This window comes from Alsobacter sp. (assembly GCF_059501845.1).
Map to the genome: position 1 here is coordinate 20705 of NZ_JCACDK010000021.1, position 22643 is coordinate 43347.

The 22643-nt window shown below is 67.6% G+C and carries 27 protein-coding genes; 15 read left to right on the forward strand and 12 right to left on the reverse strand.

Annotated features, from left to right (window positions below; all coding sequences use genetic code 11):
• Positions 1-167 precede the first annotated feature (167 nt).
• The gene (locus AC5JCN_RS25555) at positions 168-920 is read right to left on the reverse strand and encodes a class I SAM-dependent methyltransferase (protein WP_495757965.1); all 753 of its coding nucleotides are present in this window, start codon (positions 918-920) and stop codon (positions 168-170) included.
• A gap of 121 nt (positions 921-1041) precedes the next feature.
• On the opposite strand from AC5JCN_RS25555, the gene gloB reads away from it, so the two are divergent.
• The 3 genes from gloB to AC5JCN_RS25570 all read left to right on the forward strand — a co-directional run bounded on the left by gloB (position 1042) and on the right by AC5JCN_RS25570 (position 2997).
• On the forward strand, positions 1042-1809 hold the full coding sequence (gene gloB, locus AC5JCN_RS25560) for a hydroxyacylglutathione hydrolase (RefSeq protein ID WP_495757966.1): 768 nt from the start codon (positions 1042-1044) through the stop codon (positions 1807-1809).
• A gap of 4 nt (positions 1810-1813) precedes the next feature.
• Positions 1814-2263 carry a cupin domain-containing protein gene (locus tag AC5JCN_RS25565; RefSeq protein ID WP_495757967.1) on the forward strand — a complete coding sequence of 150 codons (450 nt, stop codon included), beginning with the start codon at positions 1814-1816 and terminating at the stop codon, positions 2261-2263.
• A 224-nt stretch (positions 2264-2487) separates the two neighbouring features.
• Positions 2488-2997, forward strand: a complete 510-nt coding sequence (locus AC5JCN_RS25570; protein ID WP_495757968.1) for a hypothetical protein — start codon at positions 2488-2490, stop codon at positions 2995-2997.
• A gap of 112 nt (positions 2998-3109) precedes the next feature.
• Here AC5JCN_RS25570 and phbB read toward each other — a convergent pair whose 3' ends face one another.
• Both phbB and AC5JCN_RS25580 read right to left on the reverse strand, forming a co-directional pair.
• The gene (gene phbB, locus AC5JCN_RS25575) at positions 3110-3835 is read right to left on the reverse strand and encodes an acetoacetyl-CoA reductase (RefSeq protein ID WP_495757969.1); all 726 of its coding nucleotides are present in this window, start codon (positions 3833-3835) and stop codon (positions 3110-3112) included.
• A gap of 69 nt (positions 3836-3904) precedes the next feature.
• Positions 3905-5083, reverse strand: coding sequence for an acetyl-CoA C-acetyltransferase (locus tag AC5JCN_RS25580; RefSeq protein ID WP_495757970.1), 1179 nt, complete (start codon positions 5081-5083; stop codon positions 3905-3907).
• A 256-nt stretch (positions 5084-5339) separates the two neighbouring features.
• On the opposite strand from AC5JCN_RS25580, the gene phaR reads away from it, so the two are divergent.
• Positions 5340-5945, forward strand: coding sequence for a polyhydroxyalkanoate synthesis repressor PhaR (phaR, locus tag AC5JCN_RS25585; protein ID WP_495757971.1), 606 nt, complete (start codon positions 5340-5342; stop codon positions 5943-5945).
• A gap of 5 nt (positions 5946-5950) precedes the next feature.
• Here phaR and AC5JCN_RS25590 read toward each other — a convergent pair whose 3' ends face one another.
• The gene (locus tag AC5JCN_RS25590; protein ID WP_495757972.1) at positions 5951-7681 is read right to left on the reverse strand and encodes an EAL domain-containing protein; all 1731 of its coding nucleotides are present in this window, start codon (positions 7679-7681) and stop codon (positions 5951-5953) included.
• A gap of 202 nt (positions 7682-7883) precedes the next feature.
• Here AC5JCN_RS25590 and AC5JCN_RS25595 point away from each other — a divergent pair, with 202 nt between their 5' ends.
• The gene (locus AC5JCN_RS25595) at positions 7884-8132 is read left to right on the forward strand and encodes a hypothetical protein (protein ID WP_495757973.1); all 249 of its coding nucleotides are present in this window, start codon (positions 7884-7886) and stop codon (positions 8130-8132) included.
• A 7-nt stretch (positions 8133-8139) separates the two neighbouring features.
• On the opposite strand, the gene rpmF is transcribed toward AC5JCN_RS25595, so the two are convergent.
• Both rpmF and mtgA read right to left on the reverse strand, forming a co-directional pair.
• Positions 8140-8325 carry a 50S ribosomal protein L32 gene (gene rpmF / locus AC5JCN_RS25600; RefSeq protein ID WP_495757974.1) on the reverse strand — a complete coding sequence of 62 codons (186 nt, stop codon included), beginning with the start codon at positions 8323-8325 and terminating at the stop codon, positions 8140-8142.
• A 129-nt stretch (positions 8326-8454) separates the two neighbouring features.
• Positions 8455-9150 (reverse strand): monofunctional biosynthetic peptidoglycan transglycosylase, encoded by a 696-nt coding sequence (mtgA, locus tag AC5JCN_RS25605; protein WP_495757975.1) that lies wholly within the window; start codon positions 9148-9150, stop codon positions 8455-8457.
• Positions 9151-9305: 155 nt separating this feature from the next.
• Here mtgA and AC5JCN_RS25610 point away from each other — a divergent pair, with 155 nt between their 5' ends.
• The gene (locus AC5JCN_RS25610) at positions 9306-10256 is read left to right on the forward strand and encodes a polyprenyl synthetase family protein (RefSeq protein WP_495757976.1); all 951 of its coding nucleotides are present in this window, start codon (positions 9306-9308) and stop codon (positions 10254-10256) included.
• Positions 10253-10978, forward strand: a complete 726-nt coding sequence (locus AC5JCN_RS25615) for a DUF1345 domain-containing protein (protein ID WP_495757977.1) — start codon at positions 10253-10255, stop codon at positions 10976-10978. The genes AC5JCN_RS25610 and AC5JCN_RS25615 overlap by 4 nt, the downstream gene beginning before the upstream one ends.
• 4 nt (positions 10979-10982) lie before the next feature.
• On the opposite strand, the gene ispG is transcribed toward AC5JCN_RS25615, so the two are convergent.
• Positions 10983-12266: a flavodoxin-dependent (E)-4-hydroxy-3-methylbut-2-enyl-diphosphate synthase gene (gene ispG / locus AC5JCN_RS25620; protein ID WP_495758129.1), complete on the reverse strand. Its 1284-nt coding sequence runs from the start codon at positions 12264-12266 to the stop codon at positions 10983-10985.
• Between the two features lie 81 nt (positions 12267-12347).
• Positions 12348-12899, reverse strand: coding sequence for a Fur family transcriptional regulator (locus AC5JCN_RS25625; RefSeq protein WP_495757978.1), 552 nt, complete (start codon positions 12897-12899; stop codon positions 12348-12350).
• Positions 12900-13022: 123 nt separating this feature from the next.
• On the opposite strand from AC5JCN_RS25625, the gene AC5JCN_RS25630 reads away from it, so the two are divergent.
• Together AC5JCN_RS25630 and AC5JCN_RS25635 are read left to right on the forward strand one after the other, a co-directional pair.
• On the forward strand, positions 13023-13808 hold the full coding sequence (locus tag AC5JCN_RS25630) for a 3-hydroxybutyrate dehydrogenase (RefSeq protein WP_495757979.1): 786 nt from the start codon (positions 13023-13025) through the stop codon (positions 13806-13808).
• The gene (locus AC5JCN_RS25635; RefSeq protein ID WP_495757980.1) at positions 13805-14872 is read left to right on the forward strand and encodes a patatin-like phospholipase family protein; all 1068 of its coding nucleotides are present in this window, start codon (positions 13805-13807) and stop codon (positions 14870-14872) included. Before AC5JCN_RS25630 ends, AC5JCN_RS25635 begins: the two co-directional genes overlap by 4 nt.
• 4 nt (positions 14873-14876) lie before the next feature.
• On the opposite strand, the gene AC5JCN_RS25640 is transcribed toward AC5JCN_RS25635, so the two are convergent.
• Positions 14877-15530 carry a class I SAM-dependent methyltransferase gene (locus AC5JCN_RS25640; protein WP_495757981.1) on the reverse strand — a complete coding sequence of 218 codons (654 nt, stop codon included), beginning with the start codon at positions 15528-15530 and terminating at the stop codon, positions 14877-14879.
• 133 nt (positions 15531-15663) lie between these two features.
• A complete protein-coding gene (locus AC5JCN_RS25645) occupies positions 15664-15864 on the reverse strand; it encodes a hypothetical protein (RefSeq protein WP_495757982.1) in 201 nt (66 codons plus the stop codon).
• Between the two features lie 247 nt (positions 15865-16111).
• Here AC5JCN_RS25645 and AC5JCN_RS25650 point away from each other — a divergent pair, with 247 nt between their 5' ends.
• From AC5JCN_RS25650 to AC5JCN_RS25675, 6 genes are all read left to right on the forward strand, one after another.
• Positions 16112-16660 carry an HdeD family acid-resistance protein gene (locus AC5JCN_RS25650; protein ID WP_495757983.1) on the forward strand — a complete coding sequence of 183 codons (549 nt, stop codon included), beginning with the start codon at positions 16112-16114 and terminating at the stop codon, positions 16658-16660.
• Positions 16661-16822: 162 nt separating this feature from the next.
• The gene (locus AC5JCN_RS25655) at positions 16823-18268 is read left to right on the forward strand and encodes an NAD-dependent succinate-semialdehyde dehydrogenase (RefSeq protein ID WP_495757984.1); all 1446 of its coding nucleotides are present in this window, start codon (positions 16823-16825) and stop codon (positions 18266-18268) included.
• A 324-nt stretch (positions 18269-18592) separates the two neighbouring features.
• Positions 18593-19036 (forward strand): Ros/MucR family transcriptional regulator, encoded by a 444-nt coding sequence (locus AC5JCN_RS25660; protein ID WP_495757985.1) that lies wholly within the window; start codon positions 18593-18595, stop codon positions 19034-19036.
• Between the two features lie 275 nt (positions 19037-19311).
• On the forward strand, positions 19312-19821 hold the full coding sequence (locus AC5JCN_RS25665; RefSeq protein WP_495757986.1) for a cupin domain-containing protein: 510 nt from the start codon (positions 19312-19314) through the stop codon (positions 19819-19821).
• A 15-nt stretch (positions 19822-19836) separates the two neighbouring features.
• Positions 19837-20676, forward strand: a complete 840-nt coding sequence (locus AC5JCN_RS25670; RefSeq protein ID WP_495757987.1) for an SDR family NAD(P)-dependent oxidoreductase — start codon at positions 19837-19839, stop codon at positions 20674-20676.
• 147 nt (positions 20677-20823) lie between these two features.
• Complete coding sequence (locus AC5JCN_RS25675; RefSeq protein WP_495757988.1) at positions 20824-21420, forward strand: glutathione peroxidase; 597 nt, start codon at positions 20824-20826, stop codon at positions 21418-21420.
• A 9-nt stretch (positions 21421-21429) separates the two neighbouring features.
• Here the strand turns inward: AC5JCN_RS25675 and AC5JCN_RS25680 are convergent, their stop codons facing one another.
• Both AC5JCN_RS25680 and AC5JCN_RS25685 read right to left on the reverse strand, forming a co-directional pair.
• Complete coding sequence (locus tag AC5JCN_RS25680; RefSeq protein WP_495757989.1) at positions 21430-21630, reverse strand: hypothetical protein; 201 nt, start codon at positions 21628-21630, stop codon at positions 21430-21432.
• A gap of 80 nt (positions 21631-21710) precedes the next feature.
• A complete protein-coding gene (locus AC5JCN_RS25685; protein WP_495757990.1) occupies positions 21711-22592 on the reverse strand; it encodes a 3-hydroxybutyryl-CoA dehydrogenase in 882 nt (293 codons plus the stop codon).
• Positions 22593-22643: the final 51 nt, after the last annotated feature.

The window sequence follows — 22643 nt, forward strand, 5'->3', positions numbered from 1 at the left end:
GGCCTTGGCCTCGAGTTCGGCGACGGGCTTTTCGAAGTCGAGATAGCTGCGCATTGACGGAAGGGCGGTTCCCTGGGGCGGCCCCGGGCGGCGGCGCCGCGGCGGGAAGGGGCAGGAGGGCGGGGGCGCTCCACGAGCCGGGCGGATAAGTGACCGCTCGGCCGTCCTTAGTCAAGCGACGCGCCGCCCACCGCGGTCCGCGATGCCGGAACCAGCACGGGCGCCAGCCTGGCCGGAGCCCTCCTCGCCTGCCGCACGGCGACCGGCCGGTAGAGCGTCTTCGTCGCCTCGATGACGTGCACGCCCGCAAAGGGCAGGGACAGCGTCGTCCCCAGCCGTTCCCATGCCACAGCGGAGGCCATGAACACCTGCCGGGGTATCGGCGGCACGTAGAGCGCCTCATCCCAGTGCACGGGCGAGAACAGGGCCTGGCGCAGCACGCTGGTCAGCTGGCCGCGGGAGAAGGGCTGGCCCTGGCCGAAAGGCGTCGTGTCCATCCGCGCCCAAAGGCCGCGGCGATTGGGCACGACTGCGATCAGGCGCCCACCCGGCGTCAGGATCCGCCACATCTCCGAGAGGAGCTCGCCGGGGTTCTCGCCGGTCTCCAGCGCGTGCACCACGATGATGCGGTCCACCGAAGCATCCGGCAGCGGCATCATCGTCAGATCGGCCAGCGCCGAAGCGGACAGGCCGTCGGCGGGCCAGTTCACCACTCCCTGCGCCGCCGGCATGAAGGCGAGCACGCGCTCGGCCTCGCCCGAGAAGATGTCGAGATACGGCACGGCGAAGCCGCACCCGGCCAGCGCCAACCCCGTCACGTTGCTCCAGCGCGCACGGATGCGCCGGCACAGCAGACGGCGCGCCACGTGCCCGAGGGGGCCGCCATAGAAGGAACGCAGGTCGACGACGTCGGGATACATGGGCCGGGGCCAAGCTCCGCGCCTGGTGAACGCGCATCAAGCAGAAGGGCGTTGTCCGATGCAAGGGTGGACCGGTAAATGGGTGTCCGAACTCCCCCGCTCCGACGATGAGGCCCTGACGATGCCCGCCGACATCCGCCAGTTCCAGATCCTGACCGACAATTACGGCGTCCTCCTCCACGACCCAGCGACCGGTGCCACGGCGAGCATCGACGCCGGCGAGGAAGCGCCGATCCTGAAGGCCCTCGAGGAGACGGGGTGGAAGCTCACCCACATCCTTGTCACGCACCACCACGGCGACCACGTGGCCGGCATCGAGGCCCTCAAGCAGAAGACAGGGGCCCGCGTCGTGGGCCCGGCGGGCGAGGCCCCGCGGATCCCCGGCATGGATGAGGGCGTCGCGGAAGGCGAGCGCATCAAGGTCGGCTCGCTGGAGGCCGAGGTCTTCGAGACGCCCGGCCACACGATCGGCCACATCGTCTTCCATTTCCCGAAGGAGAAGCTGCTCTTTGCCGGCGACACGCTGTTCGCCATGGGTTGCGGGCGGCTGCTGGAGGGAACAGCCGGGCAGATGTGGTCGAGCCTGCAGAAGCTCGCTGCCCTGCCCGACGACACGACCGTTTATGTCGGGCATGAGTACACACTGTCGAACGGCCGCTTCGCCCTCTCCGTCGATGCCACCAACCCTGACCTGCAGGCGCGGATGAAGGAGGTCGAGGCGCTGCGCGCCGCGAACCGGTTCACGCTCCCCACGACGATTGCCCTGGAGAAGCGCACCAATCCCTTCCTGCGCGCGGACGACCCCGCCGTCGCGCAGGCCGTGGGCATGGCGGACAAGCCCGCTCTGGAAGTGTTCGCCGAACTCCGCGAGCGCAAGAACCGGGCCTGAGCCGATGCCGAGACCCGTGCCCGGCAGCGCCGCCGAGGTCATCGCGCTTCTCGGGCTGGAGCGCCATCCCGAGGGTGGCTGGTACCGGGAGACCTTCCGCGACCCGGCAACCCTGCCGGGCGGCCGGTCCGCGTCCACTCTCATCTACTATCTGCTTGAGGCGGGAGACGTCTCGCACTGGCACCGCGTCGACGCCACCGAGGTCTGGCACTACTACGCCGGCGCGCCGCTCGTGCTCACCCTGTCCCCCAACGGGCACGATGCCCAGGCGCACCATCTCGGCGCCGTGCTGGCCACCGGCCAGCGCCCACAACTGGTGGTTCCCGCGGGATGGTGGCAGACCGCAACCAGCCTCGGCGCTTGGTCGCTCGCCGGCTGTACCGTCGCGCCCGGCTTCGAGTTTGCCGGCTTCGAGATGGCAGGACCGGACTGGCGTCCCACTCCACGATCATGAGAAGCGATACAACGTCGATACAACCCTGAAGTGTATAATCCTTCAGAATGAGCCGAATTCTGCGTCAACCCGGCAAATCCCCAGAAAATCCACTGGATATTCACCTTACGCTTGAGACTTCAAACGGAATTGATGCCTTGGGCACTTAAGGGGCTTGCGCAACATGCCGCAATCGCGGTAGAAAGTCGCATTGTTTATATTTTTTTGCTTGAAGGATTTGATCCATGGCGACACGCCTTTCGATGGCGCTCGATTCACTGCGTCAGCTTCATCATGACACTGAAGCCCGCCTCCTGCGGGAGAGCAGCGACTTCAGGGTGCTCATTTCGCTCAGGCAGTCGATCCGGCTGCTGGACGAGGAAGTGCGGGGAGCTCCGTCCATGTCCGGCGCCCCTTTCCCGGCAGCGCGCGAGGGCGACGCGGACTCCGGCCCGCCCAGCCCGCCGATCGAGCTTCTCGCCGCCATGGCACGCCGCAGCTCGCGCCGCACCCTGCCGGCGGAGACCGGGCTCCTGACCAAGCGCGACGCGGTCGTCCGCATCCTGCGCGAGCGCGGCGAACCGCTGCCCATCACCGAGATCATCGACCAGCTGCAGCAGCGCGGCGTGACCCTTGGAGGCGTCCGGCCTCAGGGGAACCTGTCGTCGAACCTGTCGCAGGACAAGCGCTTCCGCCCCGTGCGCTACCGCGACCGGGCGTGCTGGTGGCTCGCCGACGAATCGCTGCGGGCGTGATCGGCATGCAGGGCCCTTCCCCCGTTTGCGGGGGAAGGGCTCGTGGTGAGCGTCATTCGCACGGTACTGGCCGCTGCTGCCGCACCATGGCGGAGAACCCGAGCCGTATGCCTCAGGCCATGTACTGGCCGCCATTGATGGTCAGCGTCGAGCCTGTGATCCATGCCGCCTCGTCGCTGGCGAGATAGACGACGGCGGCGGCGATCTCCTCGGCCTCGCCGAGGCGGCCAGCGGGGATCTGCGGCAGGATCTTGGTCTTCAGCACCTCTTCCGGCACCGCCTGCACCATCTCCGTGGCGATGTATCCTGGTGCGATGACGTTCACCGTCACGCCTTTCGTGGCGTTCTCCTGCGCCAGCGCCTTGGAAAAACCAATCACGCCCGCCTTGGCGGCGGAGTAGTTGGACTGCCCCATCTGCCCTTTCTGGCCGTTCACCGACGAGATGTTGATGATGCGGCCGAAATTGCGGGCGCGCATGCCTTCGATCACCGGACGGGTCACCGTGAACATCGAATCGAGGTTGGTCGCCAGCACCGCCCTCCACTGCTCCCACGTCATCTTCTGGAAGAAGCCGTCGCGCGTGATGCCGGCATTGTTGACCAGAATGTCGACTGGGCCGAGTTCGGCCTCCACGGCCTTTACACCTGCGGCAGAGGCCTCCGGGTCCGCGACGTCCCACTTGAAGACCGAGATCCCCGTCGTTGCCTTGAACTTGGCAGCTGCTTCGTCATTGCCCGCATAGGTCGCAGCGACCTTGCAGCCCTTGGCTGCCAGCGCCTTGGAAATGGCCGCGCCGATGCCGCGCGTACCGCCGGTGACAAGTGCAACCCGTGCCATGTGGCGTTCCCCCGATGATTTTTGTTGGTGTGGGCCGCGCGCGCGGCGCGGCCCGGTCTCAAGCCGACCTCAGCGTTCGACGGTGAGCGCGATGCCCATGCCGCCGCCGATGCACAGCGTCGCCAGCCCCTTCTTGCCGCCGCGGCGCTGCAGCTCGTGAAGCAGCGTCGTCAGGACGCGCGCGCCGGAGGCGCCGATCGGATGACCGATGGCGATGGCACCGCCATTGACGTTGACCTTGGACGTGTCCCAGCCGAGGTCCTTGTTGACCGCGATGGCCTGAGCCGCGAACGCCTCGTTGGCCTCCACGAGATCCAGGTCCTGATGCGACCAGCCGGCCTTTTCGAGCGCCTTGCGCGACGCCGGGATCGGGCCCGAACCCATGATGGCGGGATCGACGCCGGCGGTCGCCCAGGAGGCGATGCGCGCGAGCGGCTTCAGGCCGCGCCGGGCGGCCTCCTTCTCGCTCATCAGAACGAGCGCGGCGGCGCCGTCATTGATGCCCGACGCGTTGCCCGCGGTCACCGTGCCGTCCTTCGAGAAGGCCGGGCGGAGCTTGCCGACCGCCTCCATCGTGGTACCGGGCCGGATGTACTCGTCGTCGGTGACGACCACGTCACCCTTGCGGCCGGGCACCGTGACGGCGACGATCTCATCCTTGAACTTGCCGGCCTTCTGCGCCGCCTCGGCCTTGTTCTGCGAGGCGACGGCGAACTGATCCTGCTCGTCGCGGCTGATCTGCCAGCGCTGGGCGACATTCTCGGCCGTATTGCCCATGTGGTAGCCGTGGAAGGCGTCGAGCAGGCCGTCCCTCAGCATCGTGTCGACGAGCTTCAGCTCGCCCATCTTCGTGCCGTTGCGCAGGTGAGCCGTGTGCTGCGACTGCGACATGGACTCCATTCCGCCCGCCACCACCACCGTGGCGTCACCGTTGCGGATCTGCTGCAGGCCCAGAGCGACCGCCCGCAGGCCGGAGCCGCACAGCTGGTTGATGCCGAACGCGGTCTTCTCCTGCGGGATGCCGGCCTTCATCGCGGCCTGGCGCGCCGGGTTCTGGCCCTGGCCCGCCGACAGGATCTGGCCGAGGATGACCTCGTCGACCTCCTCGGCCGCCACGCCGGCGCGGGACAGCGACTCCTGGATGGCGATGGCGCCCAGATCGTGGGCGGAAACCGACGCCAGCGCTCCGTTGAACGAGCCCACCGGGGTGCGCGCCGCACTGACGATGACGATATCTTCTGCCGCCATGGGAAAGTTCCTCCGTGCTGCCGTGCGCTGTGGGACGGCGGGGGTCTGGTGTGGCCGGACTTTCCGCGCCGCAGCGGCGAGCGTCAAGGCCGGAACGGCAGCCGGTGTCTCAGTCTTTCGTGTCGTTTCGTGCGTCAGATTGCTGAATTTCCGACCAAAGTCGCAGAAAAAGTGTTTGAGCCGACGGCCAAACCAGCTAGCGTTTCGCGCACCGCAGCAAGCCGCCTGCGGGGGGTGGAGTTCCCGGCGGATCACGATGGCAGCGACCGAAAAGCAACCCACGACGATCAAGAAATACGCCAATCGCCGACTCTACCACACGGGAACGAGCACCTACGTCACACTCGACGACCTCGCATCGATGGTGAAGGCGGGCGAAGACTTCGTGGTCTTCGACGCGAAGACGAGCGAGGACATCACGCGCTCGGTGCTGGCGCAGATCATCTTCGAGCAGGAAGGCAAGAGCGGCCAGAACCTCCTGCCCATCACCTTCCTGCGCCAGCTGATCCGCTACTACGGCGACAGCATGCAGGCGCTGGTGCCGAGCTATCTGGAATACTCGCTGCAGACGCTCGCCCAGAACCAGCAGAAATTCCGTGAGCAGATGGCCAACACCTTTGGCCAGACGCCGTTCGGCAGCGCAGCCTTCAACGTCATGGACGAACAGGTCCAGAAGAACATGACGATGTTCCGCGAGGCGCTGCGGATGTTCACGCCCTTTCAGGCGCGCGAGGGCGAGGTGGAGGGAGCCGCTCCGGCGACGGGCGAGGCGCCCCGCCGGGAAGCCGGATCGGAGCTCGACGATCTCAAGCGCCAGATCGGCGAGATGCAGCGCCGGATCGACAAGCTGGCCGACAAGTAGGCAATTCAGCCCGTCGCGGACTGCAGCGCCGGCGCGGGCACTTCCGCGCGGCCGAAAAGCTCTCCTTGCATGTAGTCGACGCCCCAGCTTTCCAGCTGGCGCGCGGTCTCCTCGTCCCGCACCCACTCCGCCACGGTCTTCACCCCGATGTGCCGGGCGAGATCGAGCAGCGTGCGGACGAAGAAGCGGTCGTCGCTCGAGCGGTTGAGGTTCTGCACGAAAGCGCCGTCGATCTTGACCATGTCCACCGCAAGGTCGCGCAAGTGCCGGAACGATGTGTGGCCGGAGCCGAAATCGTCGATCGCCACCTTCACCCCGAGGTCGCGGAGCCGGCCGATGCAGCGGCTCGTCGCCTCCATGTCGGAGATGGCGCAGGTCTCGGTAATCTCGACGATGAGACGGCGCGCCACGAAGGGCAGCGCCGTGATGTGGGCGGCCAGGGCGTCGGCGAAGTCGCCGGTTTTTGCCGTCGCGGCTGACACGTTGAGCGAGAGGCTGAGACCCGGCTCGTCGGCCAGGGACGCGATCGCCAACTCCAACACGCGATGGTCCACGAGGGAGACCAGGCCGAGCTGCTCCATCTGCGGAATGATCTCGCCGGCCGACACCACGCTGCCGTCGCGCTGGCGCACACGCAGCAGTGCCTCGTGAAAGGCGACGGTCCGGCTTCCCGAGGCGACGATCGGCTGGCGGGCCAGCACGACGCGCCGCTCGTTCAGGGCCGCCAGCACGTCGTCGGTGAAGCGGCGGTTGCTCTCCCGTCGCTCCGCCTTGCGCCGGTCCGGCCGGTAGAGGACGAAGTCGCCGGAGGCCGAGGCCTTCGCTTCCGCCAGCGCATCCTCGGCGTTCTGCATGGCGAGGGCCGCCGTCTGGCCATGGCGCGGCAGGTGGACCGCCCCGATGCGCACGGCGACACTGAAGGAGCCGGTCGACACCTCGAGGGGCCGCTCGCGGACAGAGGACGACAGGCGAGTGCAGGCCGGGCCGAGTTGCGTCTCGGCACAGCCCATCAGCACCACTGCGAGCTTGTTGCCGGCGTAGCGCGCCAGCGCGTCTCCGCGCCGCATGACGACCCGGAGCCGCCCGGCAACTGCCGCGATCACCTCGTCGGCGGCGTCGACCCCGAAGGACCGGTTGAGTTCGGCCAATCCGTCGATGGCCACGAGCGCCATGGCGAGCGGCCGGCCCTCGCGCCGGGCGCGGCCGAGCTCATCAGCGAGCAGTTCGCCGAGCTGTGTCCGGGTCAGGCCACCGGTCAGCGGGTCGCTCTGCGGCGACCGCAGGCCGCCGTCCAGCGTAGCCGGCGCCGGGATCACCCGGACCACACCGTGCACCCGGACCGGCCTGCCGTTCAGCCCTGCGAACCAGCGGCCGGTGTCCTCGACCCAGATGGGCTGTCCAGCGCCCGAGCGCACCGCGTAGATCGTCTGGAACTGCACGCCGAAGCCGGCGTCGCGCTCCTTCGTCCGGGTGATGCAGTCGTAGCGGCTGATGCCCGCATCCGGCACGATCAGCTGGGCGAAGGCCCTGCCGCTCGACAGGCCGGCCGTGTCCGGCACCCGCAGCGTCCGCGCCGCGCTGGCCCCCCAGGTCAGCCGGTCGCTGACCATGTCCCAGTCGTAGATCGTCTCGCCGATCGAGGCCAGGACGGCCCGCAGATTGGTACCGGCGAGGCCCTCGCCGGAATCGTCCTGGCGTGCGGCTCCACTTTCAGTCCCGCCCGTCCGGCTATCCATCGCTTCGCCCGGCCCTGCTGCCCCGCCGGCCCTGCCGGCGACGCGGCGCACAGCGAGGGGCGGACCGGGAAGAAATCCCCGTCACACCCTGGCCCTGCCATGGTAAACGGCGGGTAAAGTCTGGCCCGGTGCTTGCGTTTCGGTTCGGGAACAAGCCCGGCCTGGCCGGGGTCGTCCCGCAAAGGCACAGTGGAGTGCGGAAATGAGCCAGGGCCGCAGCGTCGTCAGCCTCGCGCAGCCGCAGGAAAGTGCCGCGGAGCCGGTGCGCCCTGCTGCCTTGCACAGGGCAGATACGCGCTTCCTGACGCATCTGTTGGCCGTGCGGGCCCAGCTTCCCTCGCAGCGAGCCAAACGCAGAGCGGCGCCCGATGAGGGCGCCGCCGCATACCGTCAGTCCACGGTTCTCGACCAGCCGGTGGTCCAGCCGCTGCGGCTGGACACCAAGGCCTGAGAAGGGGTCAGTCGCTCGACTTCACCTTCAGCACCTGCCGGCCGCGATACATGCCGGTCTTCAGGTCGATGTGGTGCGGGCGGCGCAGCTCGCCGGAATCCTTGTCCTCGACATAGGTCGGGGCCGCGAGGGCGTCTGCGGAACGGCGGAACCCGCGCTTCATCGGCGAGGTTTTTCTCTTCGGAACGGCCATGGAACTCTCCGGGTCGGGGTTGGTCGCGCGGCGTCGCCCGCCGGCCGCACCAGCCGAAAATCGAAGCCGGGCATATACACGCTCGGACCCCGCATGGCTAGCCGAACAGGACGGTATTTTTCGCGATGCTCAACGGGCCCTCACGCATTGCGTCCAGGCCGACGCGCCGCTCATGCGCGCCGCGACGATGGCGGCCAGCCGCTGCTGGCCACGGCCGGGCTTCCCTGCGAGGCGCTTGATCGGGTTGGGCAGCGACGTGGCGAGCAGCGCAGCTTCCCGCACGCTGAGGTCTGCCGCGCTCTTGTTGAAGTGGGTACGGGCCGCGGCCTCGGCGCCGAAGACGCCAGGCCCCCACTCGGCGATGTTGAGATAGACCTCGATGACGCGCGACTTCGGCCAGGCGATGTCGATCCAGAGCGCCAGCGGGATCTCCATGCCCTTGCGGATGTAGGACCGGGATGGCCACAGGAAGAGGTTCTTGGCCGTCTGCATGGTGATCGTGGATGCCCCGCGGGAAGGACTGCCGTCCTCTGCATCGGCGATCACCTCGTGAAGCGCGTCCCAGTCCACCCCGGAATGCAGGCAGAAGCGGGCGTCCTCGGACATCAGCACGGCGTCGACCAGGCGCGGCGAGATACGCTCCAGAGGCACCCAGCGCCGGTCCACATCCTGCAGCGTCAGCCAGCGCCCCAGCATCAGCGTCGAGACCGGCGGAACGAAACGCCACAACATGGTGAGCGCCACGACCAGCACGACACAGGCGAGCACGGCGTAGAGGCCGAGGCGGAACAGCCTGCGGATCAGCCCCGCCGGCCTCCATCGCATGCCGGCAGTCTTGGCCCGGGCTCCACTCATGCCCGAGCCTTGACCGATCCCGGCGGTTGGGGCAAGCGGGAGGTCGGCCGGCCGACGGGGCGCCTCGCCTCATTCCGGCGCGGGAAGCGTGCCAAGGTGCCGGCATGACAGGCCGGACGGAGCATATGACCGACGCGCAGGATACCGGCGAGAATGCCGCGTTCGAACGCCGCCTTGTTTCTTGCGCGGCGGACATCGAGGATATGCTGTCCCGCCTTCTCGGCACGGACCCCCTTGCCGGCGAGATCGCCCGCCCGGCGCGGCTCGTCGAGGCGATGCGCTATGCGGCGCTCGGCGGCGGCAAGCGGCTGCGCCCCTTCCTCATGGTGGAGACGGCGCGCCTCTTCGGCCAGGAGGGCGAGGGCGTTCTGCGGGCTGCGGCTGCGCTGGAGATGATCCACTGCTACTCGCTGGCCCATGACGACCTGCCCGCCATGGACGACGACGACACCCGGCGGGGACGCCCGACCCTGCACAAGGCCTATGACGAGGCTGCGGCGATCCTGGCAGGCGATGCCCTGCTCACCTTCGCCTTCGACGTCGCCGCGGACACTCCCACCCATGCCGAACCCGGCGTACGCGCGGAACTCGTGCTGGGCCTCGCCCGCGCCGCTGGGATGGGCGGCATGGCCGGCGGCCAGATGCTCGATCTGGAAGCGGAAGGCCGCTACGACGGCGGCAATCCGCTGGCCCTCGACGCGCCTGCAGTGCGCAGGCTGCAGGCGATGAAGACAGGCGCGCTCCTCGCCTTCGCGGTCGATGCCGGGGCCATCCTGGCGCAGGCGAGCGAAACCGACAGGCAGGCACTGCACGGCTACGGCCGGGCCCTGGGAGCCGCCTTCCAGGTCGCCGACGATATTCTCGACGTCACGTCCGATTCCGCCGCCATCGGCAAGGCGACGGGAAAGGACGCCGGCCGCGGCAAGGCCACCCTTGTGGGGCTTTTCGGACTGGACGAGGCGATTGCGGAACGCGACAGGCTCGCCCACGCCGCCATCATGGCGCTGGAAGGGTTCGGTGCGCGCGCCGACACGCTGCGTCGGGCGGCCCTGTTCGCCGCGGAGCGCCGCTCTTGAAGCACCCGCGGCGGATCGGCCCCTCCTGGTGGCACGATCTCGAAAATCAAAGCGCCCCGGCCCGGATCGTCCGCCTCTTCGCCGGCCGTCCCCGGACCTGGGCCGCCGCCGGTGTCGGTGTCATTGCGGCGCTGCTGGTCCCGCAGGAGGCCGGCGGGGCAACGCGACTGCTCCTCGCGTGGAACTGCGCCGCCGTCGTCTACATCGCCCTCGTGGGAACCATGATGGCGCGCTCCGACATAGACGACATCCGCCGTCGCGCCTCGATCTACGACGAGAACCGGTGGGTCATCCTGCTGCTCCTCGTCGCCAGCGCGGCGGTGAGCTTCATCGCGCTCACGGCCGAGCTCGCGAACTGGAGCGGCTCGCACTGGCTCACGCAGGGCGAGCGCACCGTTCTCGCGGCCGCGACGATCGTGCTCTCGTGGTCGATGACCCACCTGGTCTTCGCGCTCCACTATGCCCACGTCTTCTACGGCGAGGGGGAGGGTGGAGACCGCGGAGGCCTCAAGCTGCCCGACGGGGCGGATCCGGAGTTCGCCGACTTCGTCTACTTCGCCTTCGTCATCGGCTGCGCCACGGCGACGGCCGACATCAACATCACCTCGCGGGAGATGCGCCGGGTCGCCACGATCCACGGCGTCGTGGCCTTCGTCTTCAACACGGCGATCCTGGCGCTCAGCATCAACATCGCCGCCAGCCTCGTGCAGGGCGGTAGCTGAACGCCTATTCGGCCGCGCTGCGCGCAGCCGGGCCGAAGCGCTTCTCGATGTAGTCGCCGACCATGGTCTTGAAGTCCGCCGACAGGGTCGGCCCGCGCAGGGTTGCGACCTTCCTGCCGTCGACGAAGACGGGCGCCGTCGGCACCTCGCCGGTGCCGGGAAGCGAGATACCGATATCGGCGTGCTTGGATTCGCCCGGCCCGTTCACGATGCAGCCCATCACCGCGACGTTGAGCGCCTCGACGCCGGGGTAGGTGCGCTTCCACTCCGGCATGGAAGTGGAGATCCAGTTCTGGATGTCGCGGGCGAGTTCCTGGAACACCGTCGAGGTCGTGCGGCCGCAGCCTGGGCAGGCCGCCACAAGCGGAACGAAAGTGCGGAAGCCCATGGTCTGCAGGAGCTCCTGCGCGACCTTCACCTCCAGCGTGCGGTCGCCGCCCGGCTCGGGCGTCAGCGAGACGCGGATCGTGTCGCCGATCCCCTCCTGCAGGAGAATTCCCATGGCGGCTGAAGACGCCACGATGCCCTTGGAGCCCATCCCTGCCTCGGTGAGGCCGAGATGGATGGCATAGTCCGAGCGTTCCGCCAGCATCCTGTAGACGGCGATGAGGTCCTGCACGCCGGAGACCTTCGCGGACAGCACGATGCGGTCGCGCGGCAGGCCGATCTCCTCGGCCCGCGCGGCCGAGAGCAGCGCCGACTGCACCATCGCCTCGCGGGTGACGGCGCGTGCATCGAGCGGCGCGGCACTGGCGGCATTGATGTCCATGAGCCGCGTCAGCAGGTCCTGGTCGAGCGAGCCCCAGTTGGCGCCGATCCGCACAGCCTTGTCGTGCCGTGCCGCCAGTTCGACGATGGCCGAGAACTGCCGGTCCTTCTTGTCCTTGAAGCCGACATTGCCGGGGTTGATGCGGTATTTCGCCAAGGCCTCGGCGCAGGCCGGGTGGTCGGCCAGCAGCTTGTGCCCGATGTAGTGGAAGTCGCCGACGAGCGGCACGTCGATGCCGCGCAGCATCAGGCGGTCGCGGATATGGGGCACGGCCGCGGCGGCTTCGTCGCGGTCCACGGTGATGCGGACGATCTCGGACCCCGCCCGCGCCAGCGCCGCCACCTGCGTCACGGTCGCCTCGATGTCGGCCGTGTCGGTGTTGGTCATCGACTGCACGACGATCGGGGCGTCGCCGCCGACCACGACGTTTCCCACCCGAACGGGGACGGTCAAATGCCGTCTCGCCGGTCCGGACGGCCCTTGGGGCGGGAGACAGTCGAGCGCGTCGGGGTTCGGCATGGGGGCGTTCATAGGCGGCTTTCCGCTGGGCTTGGCTGAGAGGTGACCCAGGCGCGCGACACGGTCAAGTCGGCGCGTCCGTCATCGGCAATGGGCGCAGCGCCCGGCGAGTTCGATCAGCCGGGCATCGGGCGAGAAGCCGTGGTCGCGCGCGACCCGGGCCAGAGCCTTCGACAGATCGTCGGAGACCGCCTCGTCGACCCCTCCGCAGGCCTCGCAGATCATGAACACGACGAGGTCGCCCGGCCCGTGCATGGCGGGGCACGCGACGAAGGCATTGCGGCTTTCCAGGCGATGCGCGAAGCCGTTCGCGATGAGAAACTCCAGCGCCCGGTAGACGCTGACCGCCGACAGGGCCTTCTCGCCCTTCCCCGCGACGCGCTCGGCGAGCTCGTAGGCGCTCAGGGGCCGGTGGTTGTCGTAAAGCGCGGTGAGCACCTCGCGGCGGATCGGCGTCAGCCGCACACCGCGATCGCGGCAGGTCGCCTCCGCCACGGCAAGCGCCTGCGGAGCACGCCTTGCATGGTCGTGCGCATGGGCGCAGCCGGCATGGTCGTGCACTGGCGCAGTCCCGGGCGCCGCTCCTGTCGGGCGCGGGCCGGCCACTCCGGCCGACTTCGGTGTCACGGACATGTGAGAACTCCCGAGCCTTATGTAGCACGGCAACCCCGCATCGCCAGCTATGGCACGGGCGTTGGAGGGATATATGCTGCGCTGCGAAATAAGTGCTGCGACTGCGAACGCGAGGTACCAGTCATGTCTCTGAAGAACAGGAACGCCGTCGTCACCGGCTCGACGTCGGGCATCGGGCTTGCCATTGCGCGGGCATTCGCCGCAGACGGCGCCAACGTCGTGATCAACGGTTTCGGCGACGCGGCTGCCATCGAGACCGAGCGCGCCGGCATCGAGCGCGATTTCGGCGTCAAGGCCATCTACTCTGCCGCGGACATGACAAAGGGCGACCAGATCGCCGCCATGATCCAGGATGCCGAGAAGGCCCTCGGTTCGGTCGACATCCTCGTCAACAATGCCGGCATCCAGTTCGTCGCCCCGATCGAGGAGTTTCCCGTCGAGAAGTGGGACGCCATCATCGCCATCAACCTCTCGGCCGCCTTCCACGCGACCCGGGCTGCCGTGCCGGGAATGAAGGCCCGCAAATGGGGCCGCATCATCAATACGGCCTCCGCCCACTCCCTCGTCGCCTCGCCGTTCAAGTCCGCCTATGTGGCGGCCAAGCACGGCATCGCCGGCCTCACCAAGACGGTCGCGCTCGAGACGGCGCAGCACGGCATCACCGTGAACTGCATTTCGCCTGGCTATGTCTGGACGCCCCTCGTCGAAAAGCAGATCCCCGACACGATGAAGTCCCGAGGCATGACCAAGGAGCAGGTGATCCACGACGTGCTGCTGGAGGCCCAGCCGACCAAGCAGTTCGTCACCGTCGACCAGGTCGCCTCGCTCGCGCTCTATCTCACCTCGGACGCGGCCTCGCAGATCACCGGCGCGAACCTTTCCATTGACGGCGGCTGGACCGCCGAATGAGCACCGGCCGCAACGGCAAGTCGCGGCCGGCAGCGAAGGCCCACACGCCGGGTTCCAATGCACAGCGCCGGGTGAACCTGGCGCTGCAGGGGGGAGGCGCGCATGGCGCCTTCACCTGGGGCGTCATCGACATGCTGCTGGAGGACGGGCGCATCGCCATCGACGGAATCTCGGGGACGAGCGCCGGGGCGATGAACGCCGCGATCCTGGCCGGCGGCATTGCGGCGGGCGGACCGGACGAGGCCCGGCGCAGGCTGGAGACGTTCTGGCGGTCGGTGAGCATCGACGGGGATCTCTTTCCCGCCCAGCGCGCCATCCTGGACGCGTTTCTTGGCGCGTGGCGCTACGGGGCGAGCCACACCTGGTTCGGACTGCCGGCGCCGCTCTTCTCGCCGTATGAAAGCAATCCGCTCGACATCAATCCGCTGCGCGACGTCGTCCTCGCCCATGTCGACTTCAAGGACGTGCGCGCCTGCCAGGAGCTCAAGCTCTTCATCGCGGCGACGAACGTCTACACCGGGAAGGTCAGGGTCTTCCGCAAGGAGGAGGTGGACGTCGACGTGCTGATGGCGTCTGCCTGCCTGCCCTATCTGTTTCGCGCCGTGGAGATCGGCGGGACGCCCTACTGGGACGGCGGCTACATGGGCAACCCTGTGCTGTTCCCCTTCTTCACGGAAACGGACACGCCCGACATCCTTCTCGTTCAGATCAATCCGATCGAGCGGCACGAACTGCCCGACACGACCCGCGAGATCGGCGAGCGCGTGAACGAGATCACCTTCAATGCGTCGCTGATGCACGAATTGCGGGCCATCGACTTCGTCCGCCGGCTCATCGACCAGGGCCGGCTGGAGGGTACCCACTACAAGCGGATCAACCTGCACCGGATCGAGGCGCAGAAGGAGTTGGCGAAGTTCGGAGCCTCCTCGAAGCTCAGTGCCGACTGGGGCTTCTTCCAGGAGTTGCATGCCATCGGCCGGGTCGCGGCCAAGCGCTTTCTCGACAAGCACTTCGAGATGATCGGGGTCGAGGGAACGGTCGACATCGCGCGCGAGCTCTGCTGACGTTTCACGGCGCCGCGTGTAGGCGCCAGACGCTGGTGCGCTTCACCTCGGAATCTTCGAGATCGCGGGTCGTCTGTACTTCGTAGGTGGCGAGGCGCTCGAGGCCTTCCCGGGGGAAGTAGCTGCGTCCGGGATCGCCGATGAGCACGAGCGCGCCACGCCGGGCCAATCCCTCGAGCCAGGCAAGGACGCGGCCGGCCATGTCGCGTTCGTAGCAGACGTCGCCGGCCAGCACGCAGTCCCACCCCTCGTCCAGGCCGACGAGGTCCCCGTGGCGCACGACGATGTCGACGCCATTGGCCGCGGCATTGAGCGGCACCGCAGCGCAGGCGAAGGCATCGATGTCGCAGGCTTCCACATGGCTCGCGCCACAGCGCGCCGCCGCGATGCCGACGACCCCCGACCCGCACGCGAAATCCAGCACCCGGCGGCCCCGCACCAGCGCGGGATTGTCGAGAAGATGGCGGGCGAGAGCCTGCCCGCCGGCCCATGCAAAGGCCCAGAACGGCGGCGGCAACCCGATCTCGCCGAGATCCTCCTCCGTCTTCTGCCACAGAGCGGTCGAATCGTCGGCGACGTGCAACACTATCTCAGGCGCGTGCGGCACGGTCAGCAGGCGGGTATGGGCGAGGATGAATTCGGCGGCGGTGTCGATCATACCGGCTGCAGCCCATTGGGCTTGCGCGGGCGCGCTGCCGTCCATGCAGTGACACGGGAGGGTCTTCGGGACAAGCCGCGGAGGCGACGTCTCGATTTCTGACCGGGTTCGCTCGACTTGTCTTGAAAGGGAGCTAGCCGAAGGCGATGGCGGGCTGGACGCTCGGACGAAGGCGGACCTCATCGATTTCGACGAGCACGTCGAAGGTCAGCGGGCGCGGGATCTCGGGCGTCTGCACCGCGCGCCGGTAGCGCGGGTCGGATTCGAGCACCAGTCGCAGCTTCGTCAGCCCGTTCGGGTCCGTTTCGAGCACCTTTGCATCAAGGACCGTCATCGTCGTTGTCCGCCTGCGGGCGATGCCCCTCTTGGCAGCGTCCCGTACTTTAATGTGATTGAACTTAATCACGAACGCTGTGCGCTGTCGCACACCGATACGGAGTTTCGTTAACATTGGGGAGGGCGAAAGACCGCGCCGTGGCTAATGCGAGGCAAGGATCGAGCGGGTGGCCCAACCAGGCGCATGACACTGCATCTGGCGCCCTGCGCTGCGCTCGGCGATAGTGCCCGTCCGGGAGGCACGCATGTCTGAATCGGCAACACCGGCTGGAGCGCGATGGCTCTGGCCTTTCGGCCTCGGCTCGATCCTGATCGTGCTCGGAATCCTGTGCATCTGGAAGGTCTTCTCCGGCAACATCGACAACCAGATCATCATCGGCGTGTTCATGCTCGTGGCCGGCGTGGCCGAGGGCATCCATGCCGTCTTCGGCCGGGCCTGGAGGGATTTTGCCTCCGACCTCACTCCCGCGCTGCTTTACGTCCTCTCGGGCGGCATCATCGTCGGCAGCCCGCTCACCGGCTACTTCCTGCTGACGCTCGTTGTCGCAGCCGCCATCATCACCGGCGTGATCTATCGCATGGCCACGCTCTGGTTCGGCCAGCGCATGCGGGGATGGCATCTGCTCGGGGTTGCCGTCGCTGTGACGGTCCTCGTCTGGCTTATTCTGCTCTGGGCTTGGCCGGCCGCGGGTTTCTGGATCCTCGGCACCATCGCGGCGGCGGGTCTGCTGGCGACCGGCTTCTCGTGGATCCGCCGGGGTCTCAACGCGCGCAAGGCGGGCGAGGTCATCTAGCGCCGGCTCAGGGCCACGCTGGCGTCCTGCGAGTGCCAGACTGCACCCATCCGCACGCGACTGGGCGGTTGATGTTTGCCGCGTGGTGGGGTTTGACAGGAGAGAACGGCGGCCGAGCGCGTGCATCACAGCCGGCCGGGCGCCAAGCCTTAGGAGATCGACATGGCGAAACTGCTCCCCTTCCAGCGCGAAGCCAACCTGATCGGCGGCGAATGGGTCAGCGCGGATTCCGGCGGAACCATCGAGGTGAACAACCCCGCGACCGGAGAGATCATCGGCGTCGTACCCAATGCGGGCGCAGCCGAGACCCGGCGTGCCATCGAGGCGGCCCAGAAGGCCTTCGAGACCTGGAGCCGCACCACCGCCGCCGAGCGCGCTGAGAAGCTGCGCAAGCTCGCCGCCGCCATCGAGAAGAACAAGGAAGAGCTCGCCGTCCTCCTGACCACCGAGCAGGGCAAGGCGCTGGCCGAGTCGCGCGGCGAAGTCGGGATCAGCGCGGCCTATGTCCAGTGGTTCGCTGAAGAGGCGCGCCGCGTCTATGGCGACACGATCCCGTCCCCGTGGCCCGGCCGCCGCATTCTCGTGACCAAGGAGCCCGTCGGCGTCGTCGGCGCGATCACGCCCTGGAACTTTCCGTCCTCGATGCTGTCGCGCAAGCTCGGTGCCGCGCTGGCGGCCGGCTGCACGGTGGTGACCAAGCCGGCGACGCAGACGCCCTATTCGGCGATCGCCTGGGGCGTCCTGGCCGAGGAGGCTGGCATTCCGCCGGGCGTCATCAACATCCTCACCGGATCTGCGGCTGCCATCGGCGGCGAGCTTACCTCCAATCCGATGGTCAAGAAGATCACCTTCACGGGATCGACCGAGATCGGCAAGAAGCTGGTCGCGCAGGCGTCGGGCACGATGAAGCGCGTGTCGATGGAACTCGGCGGCAACGCCCCCTTCATCGTCTTCGACGATGCGGATCTCGATGCAGCGGTCGAGGGCGCCATCGGCTCCAAGTACCGTAACTCCGGCCAGACCTGCGTGTGCGCCAACCGCTTCTACGTGCAGGCCGGCGTCTACGACGCCTTTGCAGACAAGTTTGCCAACGCGGTGAGGGGTCTCAAGGTCGGCAACGGCCTCGAGCCCGGCACGGTGCAGGGACCCCTGATCGACGAGAAGGCGGTGGCCAAGGTCGAGGAGCACATCGCCGACGCCGTGGCCAAGGGTGCCAAGATCGTGGTCGGCGGCAAGCGCCATGCTCTCGGCCGGTCCTTCTTCGAGCCGACGGTCGTCACCGGCGTGACGCCGCAGATGGTGGTGGCGAAGGAGGAGACGTTCGGACCTCTCGCTCCGCTCTTCCGCTTCGACAAGGAGGAGCAGGCGATCGCGATGGCCAACGACACCGAGTTCGGCCTCGCAGCCTACTGCTACACCCGCGACCTCGGCCGCGCCTTCCGCGTCATGGAAGGTCTGCAATACGGCCAGGTTGGCATTAATGCGGGCGTGATCACGACAGAGGTTGCCCCCTTCGGCGGTGTCAAGGAGTCCGGCATCGGCCGGGAGGGCTCCAAGTACGGCCTCGATGATTACCTCAACATCAAGTACGCCTGCTTCGGCCTGTAAGAATAGCTGGGATCCGCTTCTGTCATGTCCGGCTGGATCTGAAGGCCAGAAGCGTAAGCCTTACGTCCCATAGAGTACCGCCAACGAGCGCCTCGCAGCAGCGAGGCGCTCTTTCTTTGCCTTCTCACGACATTGAAAATGGCGTCCAGTCCATAAGAAGTTTGCGTTTCACGAACTTATCTAGTTGATTTTGGTTTCAGTCTGACTTAACGGAACTTCTCAACTCAATGTGCCCCCGGTCGATGCTCTACCTGACCTTTGGAGGTCTGGCGGCCAGAGCGAAAATAAGGGCGGTGACTGGTCTGGGGGACGGCACCGCCTGAAATGGGACTGAGCACGATCCTGAGGAGGGACGGAGTGAGTGACAAAGCTGAATTGACCGAGCTGGTCGCCGACGTGGTGGCAGCTTATGTATCCGGCAACAAGATTGAGCGCGGAGACCTTGCGGGCCTCATTCATTCTGTGCACCAGGCTTTCACCAGCCTCAGCAACGGAGCCGCGCCTGCGCCGGAGCCCACTCCTCTCTCTCCCGCCGTGCCAATCAAGAAGTCGATCACGCCCGAGTACTTGATCTGCCTGGAAGACGGCAAGAAGTTCAAGTCGCTGAAGCGCCACCTGCGCTCGCGCTACAATCTCACTCCGGACGAGTACCGCGCCCGCTGGGGCCTGCCCGCCGATTACCCGATGGTCGCGCCGAACTACGCCCAGGCCCGTTCGCGCCTCGCCAAGCAGATGGGCCTCGGCCAGCTGCGCCAGAAGTCGAACTGACCATCAACCGGACGGCCGCCCTTGATGGCGGCCGTCTTCCCGGGCACTCCCAATAGAAAAAGGGCCGCCGAAGCGGCCCAAGTCTTGGGAGGAAACGAGCCCGGGAGAGGGCCGATGCGCAAACGCATGTCGACAGAAAGACATCGGCGCAGCGTTTCAGCAATCCGGCAGACTCCTTATCGTCTTTATGCGGATACCCGCCCCGCGTCCGCTGCGCTTGCCGCGCCTGCCTCGCCGCCCCACCCTGACCAGCAAGCAATGGCAGGGAGATGGACATGGCAGCCGACCACGATGACCATGGGCACGACCACTCCGGCGAGCCGCGCTGGAAGCATGACGGCGTCCGCGTGATCCCCGCGGACCGGCTGGACCCGAATACCGCGCAGACACCCGGCATGGACCGCAAGGCGGCGATCAACGCGGCCCGCGTCGGGGCGCAGAAGCTGTGGGCCGGCACCGTGTCGATCCATCCCGACGCCAAGACCGGCGCGCATCATCACGGTCATCTCGAGAGCGTCATCTTCGTCGTGAAGGGGCGCGCCCGGATGCGTTGGGGCGACAAGCTGGAGTTCACCGCCGAGGCCGGGCCGGGTGACTTCATCTACGTGCCGCCCTATGTGCCGCACCAGGAAATCAACGCCAGCCGCGACGAGGTTCTCGAATGCGTGCTGGTGCGCAGCGACGGCGAGGCTGTCGCGGTGAACCTCGACATCGAGCCTGTCGAAAAGCCGGAAGCAGTTTTGTGGGTCGATCCGATCCACCCCGCTCCCGGCGCGAATGACTGAGAGAGGGAGCACGGGATGCATGAGGCACTGACAGCGGGCCGCGGCGCGGTCATCACCGGCGCCGCCAGCGGTATCGGACTTGCGGCCTCGAAGGAACTCGCCCGGCTCGGGCTCAAGGTGCTGATGGCGGACGTATCTCCCGACCTCGCTTCGGCCGCTGACGGCGTCCGTGCGCTGGCGAGGGACCCTGGCGACGTCGAGGCCCTTGTCACCGACGTAAGCCGGCGAGAGGACGTCGATCGTCTGCGCGACCGTGCGATCGAGCGCTTCGGCGACATTGCGTTCCTGATGAACAATGCCGGCACGGAAGGCGGTGGACAGCTCTTCGGTGATCCCGAGCGCTGGCGCCGGATCCTGGAGGTGAACCTCTGGGGCGTCATCAACGGTGTGCAGTCCTTTGGCCCGGCGCTGGCCCGCCAGACATCTCCGGCCGTCGTCGTCAACACGGGATCCAAGCAGGGCATCACCATGCCCCCCGGGGATACCGCCTACAATGTCAGCAAGGCCGGCGTGAAAGCCGTGACCGAGGCGCTGGCACACGAGTTCCGCTCGACCGAGGGCTGCCGGGCGACCGCCCACCTCCTGATTCCCGGCTTCACCTTCACCGGTTTCACCCGCGTGCGGACCCCGGTGAAGCCGGACGCCGCGTGGACGCCCGAGCAGGTGGTCGCGTTCATGCTGGACGCGCTGGACCGGGGCGACTTCTACATTCTGTGCCCGGACAACGACGTGACCCGCGAGATGGACGAGAAGCGCATCCGCTGGGCGGCGGGCGACATCGTCGAGAACCGGCCGGCATTGTCCCGCTGGCACCCGGACTGGAAGGATGCCTTCGCCCGCTACATGGAGGAGTGAGTTTCAACCGCGATTGTCTGGATACGCCCGTGCGAAGCGGGCCTGAGGACCGCCGTCAGGGCGGCCCCGCAGCACTCTGCCGCACCGCGAAACCGGTGCGCGCCGCCGTCCGTATTCCGAAAGCCTGATCCGCTTGGAGTGCCTGCCATGAACGCCGGCCCGTGCGCCACCATGAACCGCCGCCATCTCCTCGGCCTTGGAGCCGGGATTGCCGCAGCCGCCCTCGCTGCACCCGCCGGTGCGGCCCAGATGAGCGGTCGGACGGCCTGGACCTTCTCCTTCGACGGGCTCGACGGCCCACCGATCGGGCTGGGCGACCATGCCGGGAAGCCGGTGATGGTGGTGAACACCGCCTCTTTCTGCGGCTTCGCCTCGCAGTTCGATACCCTGCAGGCACTGTGGGCCAGCCACGGGCCGCGCGGCCTGCTCCTCGTCGGGGTCCCTTCCGGCGATTTCGGCGGGCAGGAGGCGGCAGGCGCGCCTGAGATCCGGTCGGTGGCCGTACAGCACGGCATCACCTTCCCCATGGCCGCGAAGGCCAAAGTGACAGGCCCGCAGGCCCATCCTTTTTATCGCTGGGCGGCGGACGAGCGCCCGCGCGAGACACCGCGCTGGAACTTCCACAAGTACCTGGTCGGCGTGGACGGGCGCATCGCGGCCGTCTTCCCGACGCCTGTCGAACCGACCGATTCGCGGGTCATCGCGGCGGTGGAGAAGGAACTGGCCGCCGCTGCAGGCGGCTAAGGTTCCAGGTCAGGCGGAGATGTCGACCTGCGTGCCCACGCCCGGCGGCGTGGCTGAGCGGGCCAGCGCCTCGCCCTCGCTGACGCTCTGCTCGAGCATGTTGGCGACCGACCGCTCGGCCTGCGCGTTCTGCTTCATCACGCTGATCGCGATGGCATCGCGCGTCTGCTGCGCCTGGGTGGCGACGGCGGTGAGAGCGAGGTCCGACATGACATGTTCCGGGCTACGTGCCCGGTGACCATGCGCCTGTCACCTTGCGAAAGCGTTGCGCCCTTCGCTCGAAACCCGGATCAGCGCGTCGGAACCGGCTTCTCGCCACGATAGTCGTAGAAGCCGCGCTTCGCCTTGCGGCCGAGCCACCCGGCTTCGACATATTTCACGAGAAGCGGACAGGGGCGGTACTTGGAGTCCGCCAGGCCCTCGTGAAGCACCTGCATCACCGACAGGCAGGTGTCGAGCCCGATGAAGTCGGCGAGCTGCAGCGGCCCCATGGGATGGTTGGCGCCCAACCGCATGGCGGTGTCGATGGCGTCCACGGATCCCACGCCCTCGTAGAGGGTGTAGATCGCCTCGTTGATCATCGGCAGCAGGATGCGGTTGACGATGAAGGCGGGGAAGTCCTCGGCGACAGTGGCGGTCTTGCCGAGAGCGGCGATCAGGTGCCGCGCTGCCTCGAAGGTCGGGTCTTCCGTCGCAATGCCGCGGATCAGCTCGACGAGCTGCATGCGCGGCACCGGGTTCATGAAATGGATGCCGATGAAGCGCTCCGGCCGGTCCGTGCAGGATGCGAGCCGCGTGATCGAGATCGACGACGTGTTGGAAGCGAGCATGGCGTCCGCCTTCAGCACGGGGCAGACCGACATGAAGATCTTGCGCTTCACCTCTTCGTTCTCGGTGGCGGCCTCGATCACGAGGTCGCAGTCTCCCAGGTCGTCGTAGCCGGGAGCGCCGCCGATGCGCTCCAGCGCACGGTGCCGGTCCGCTTCCTCCAGCACGCCCTTCTGCACCAGCTTGGCCATGTTGCCGTTGATGGTGGCGAGGCCGGCATTGACGCGGTCGGCGCTGACGTCGTGGATCAGCACGTCGTAGCCGGCCTGCGCGCAGACCTGCGCGATGCCCGTGCCCATCTGGCCCGCGCCGATGATCCCGATCTTGCGAATGGCGATGGACATGGTTCCTGCCTGGCGCTGCGGCCGTCCGGAGGGATGGGGCGCTCCGGGCGG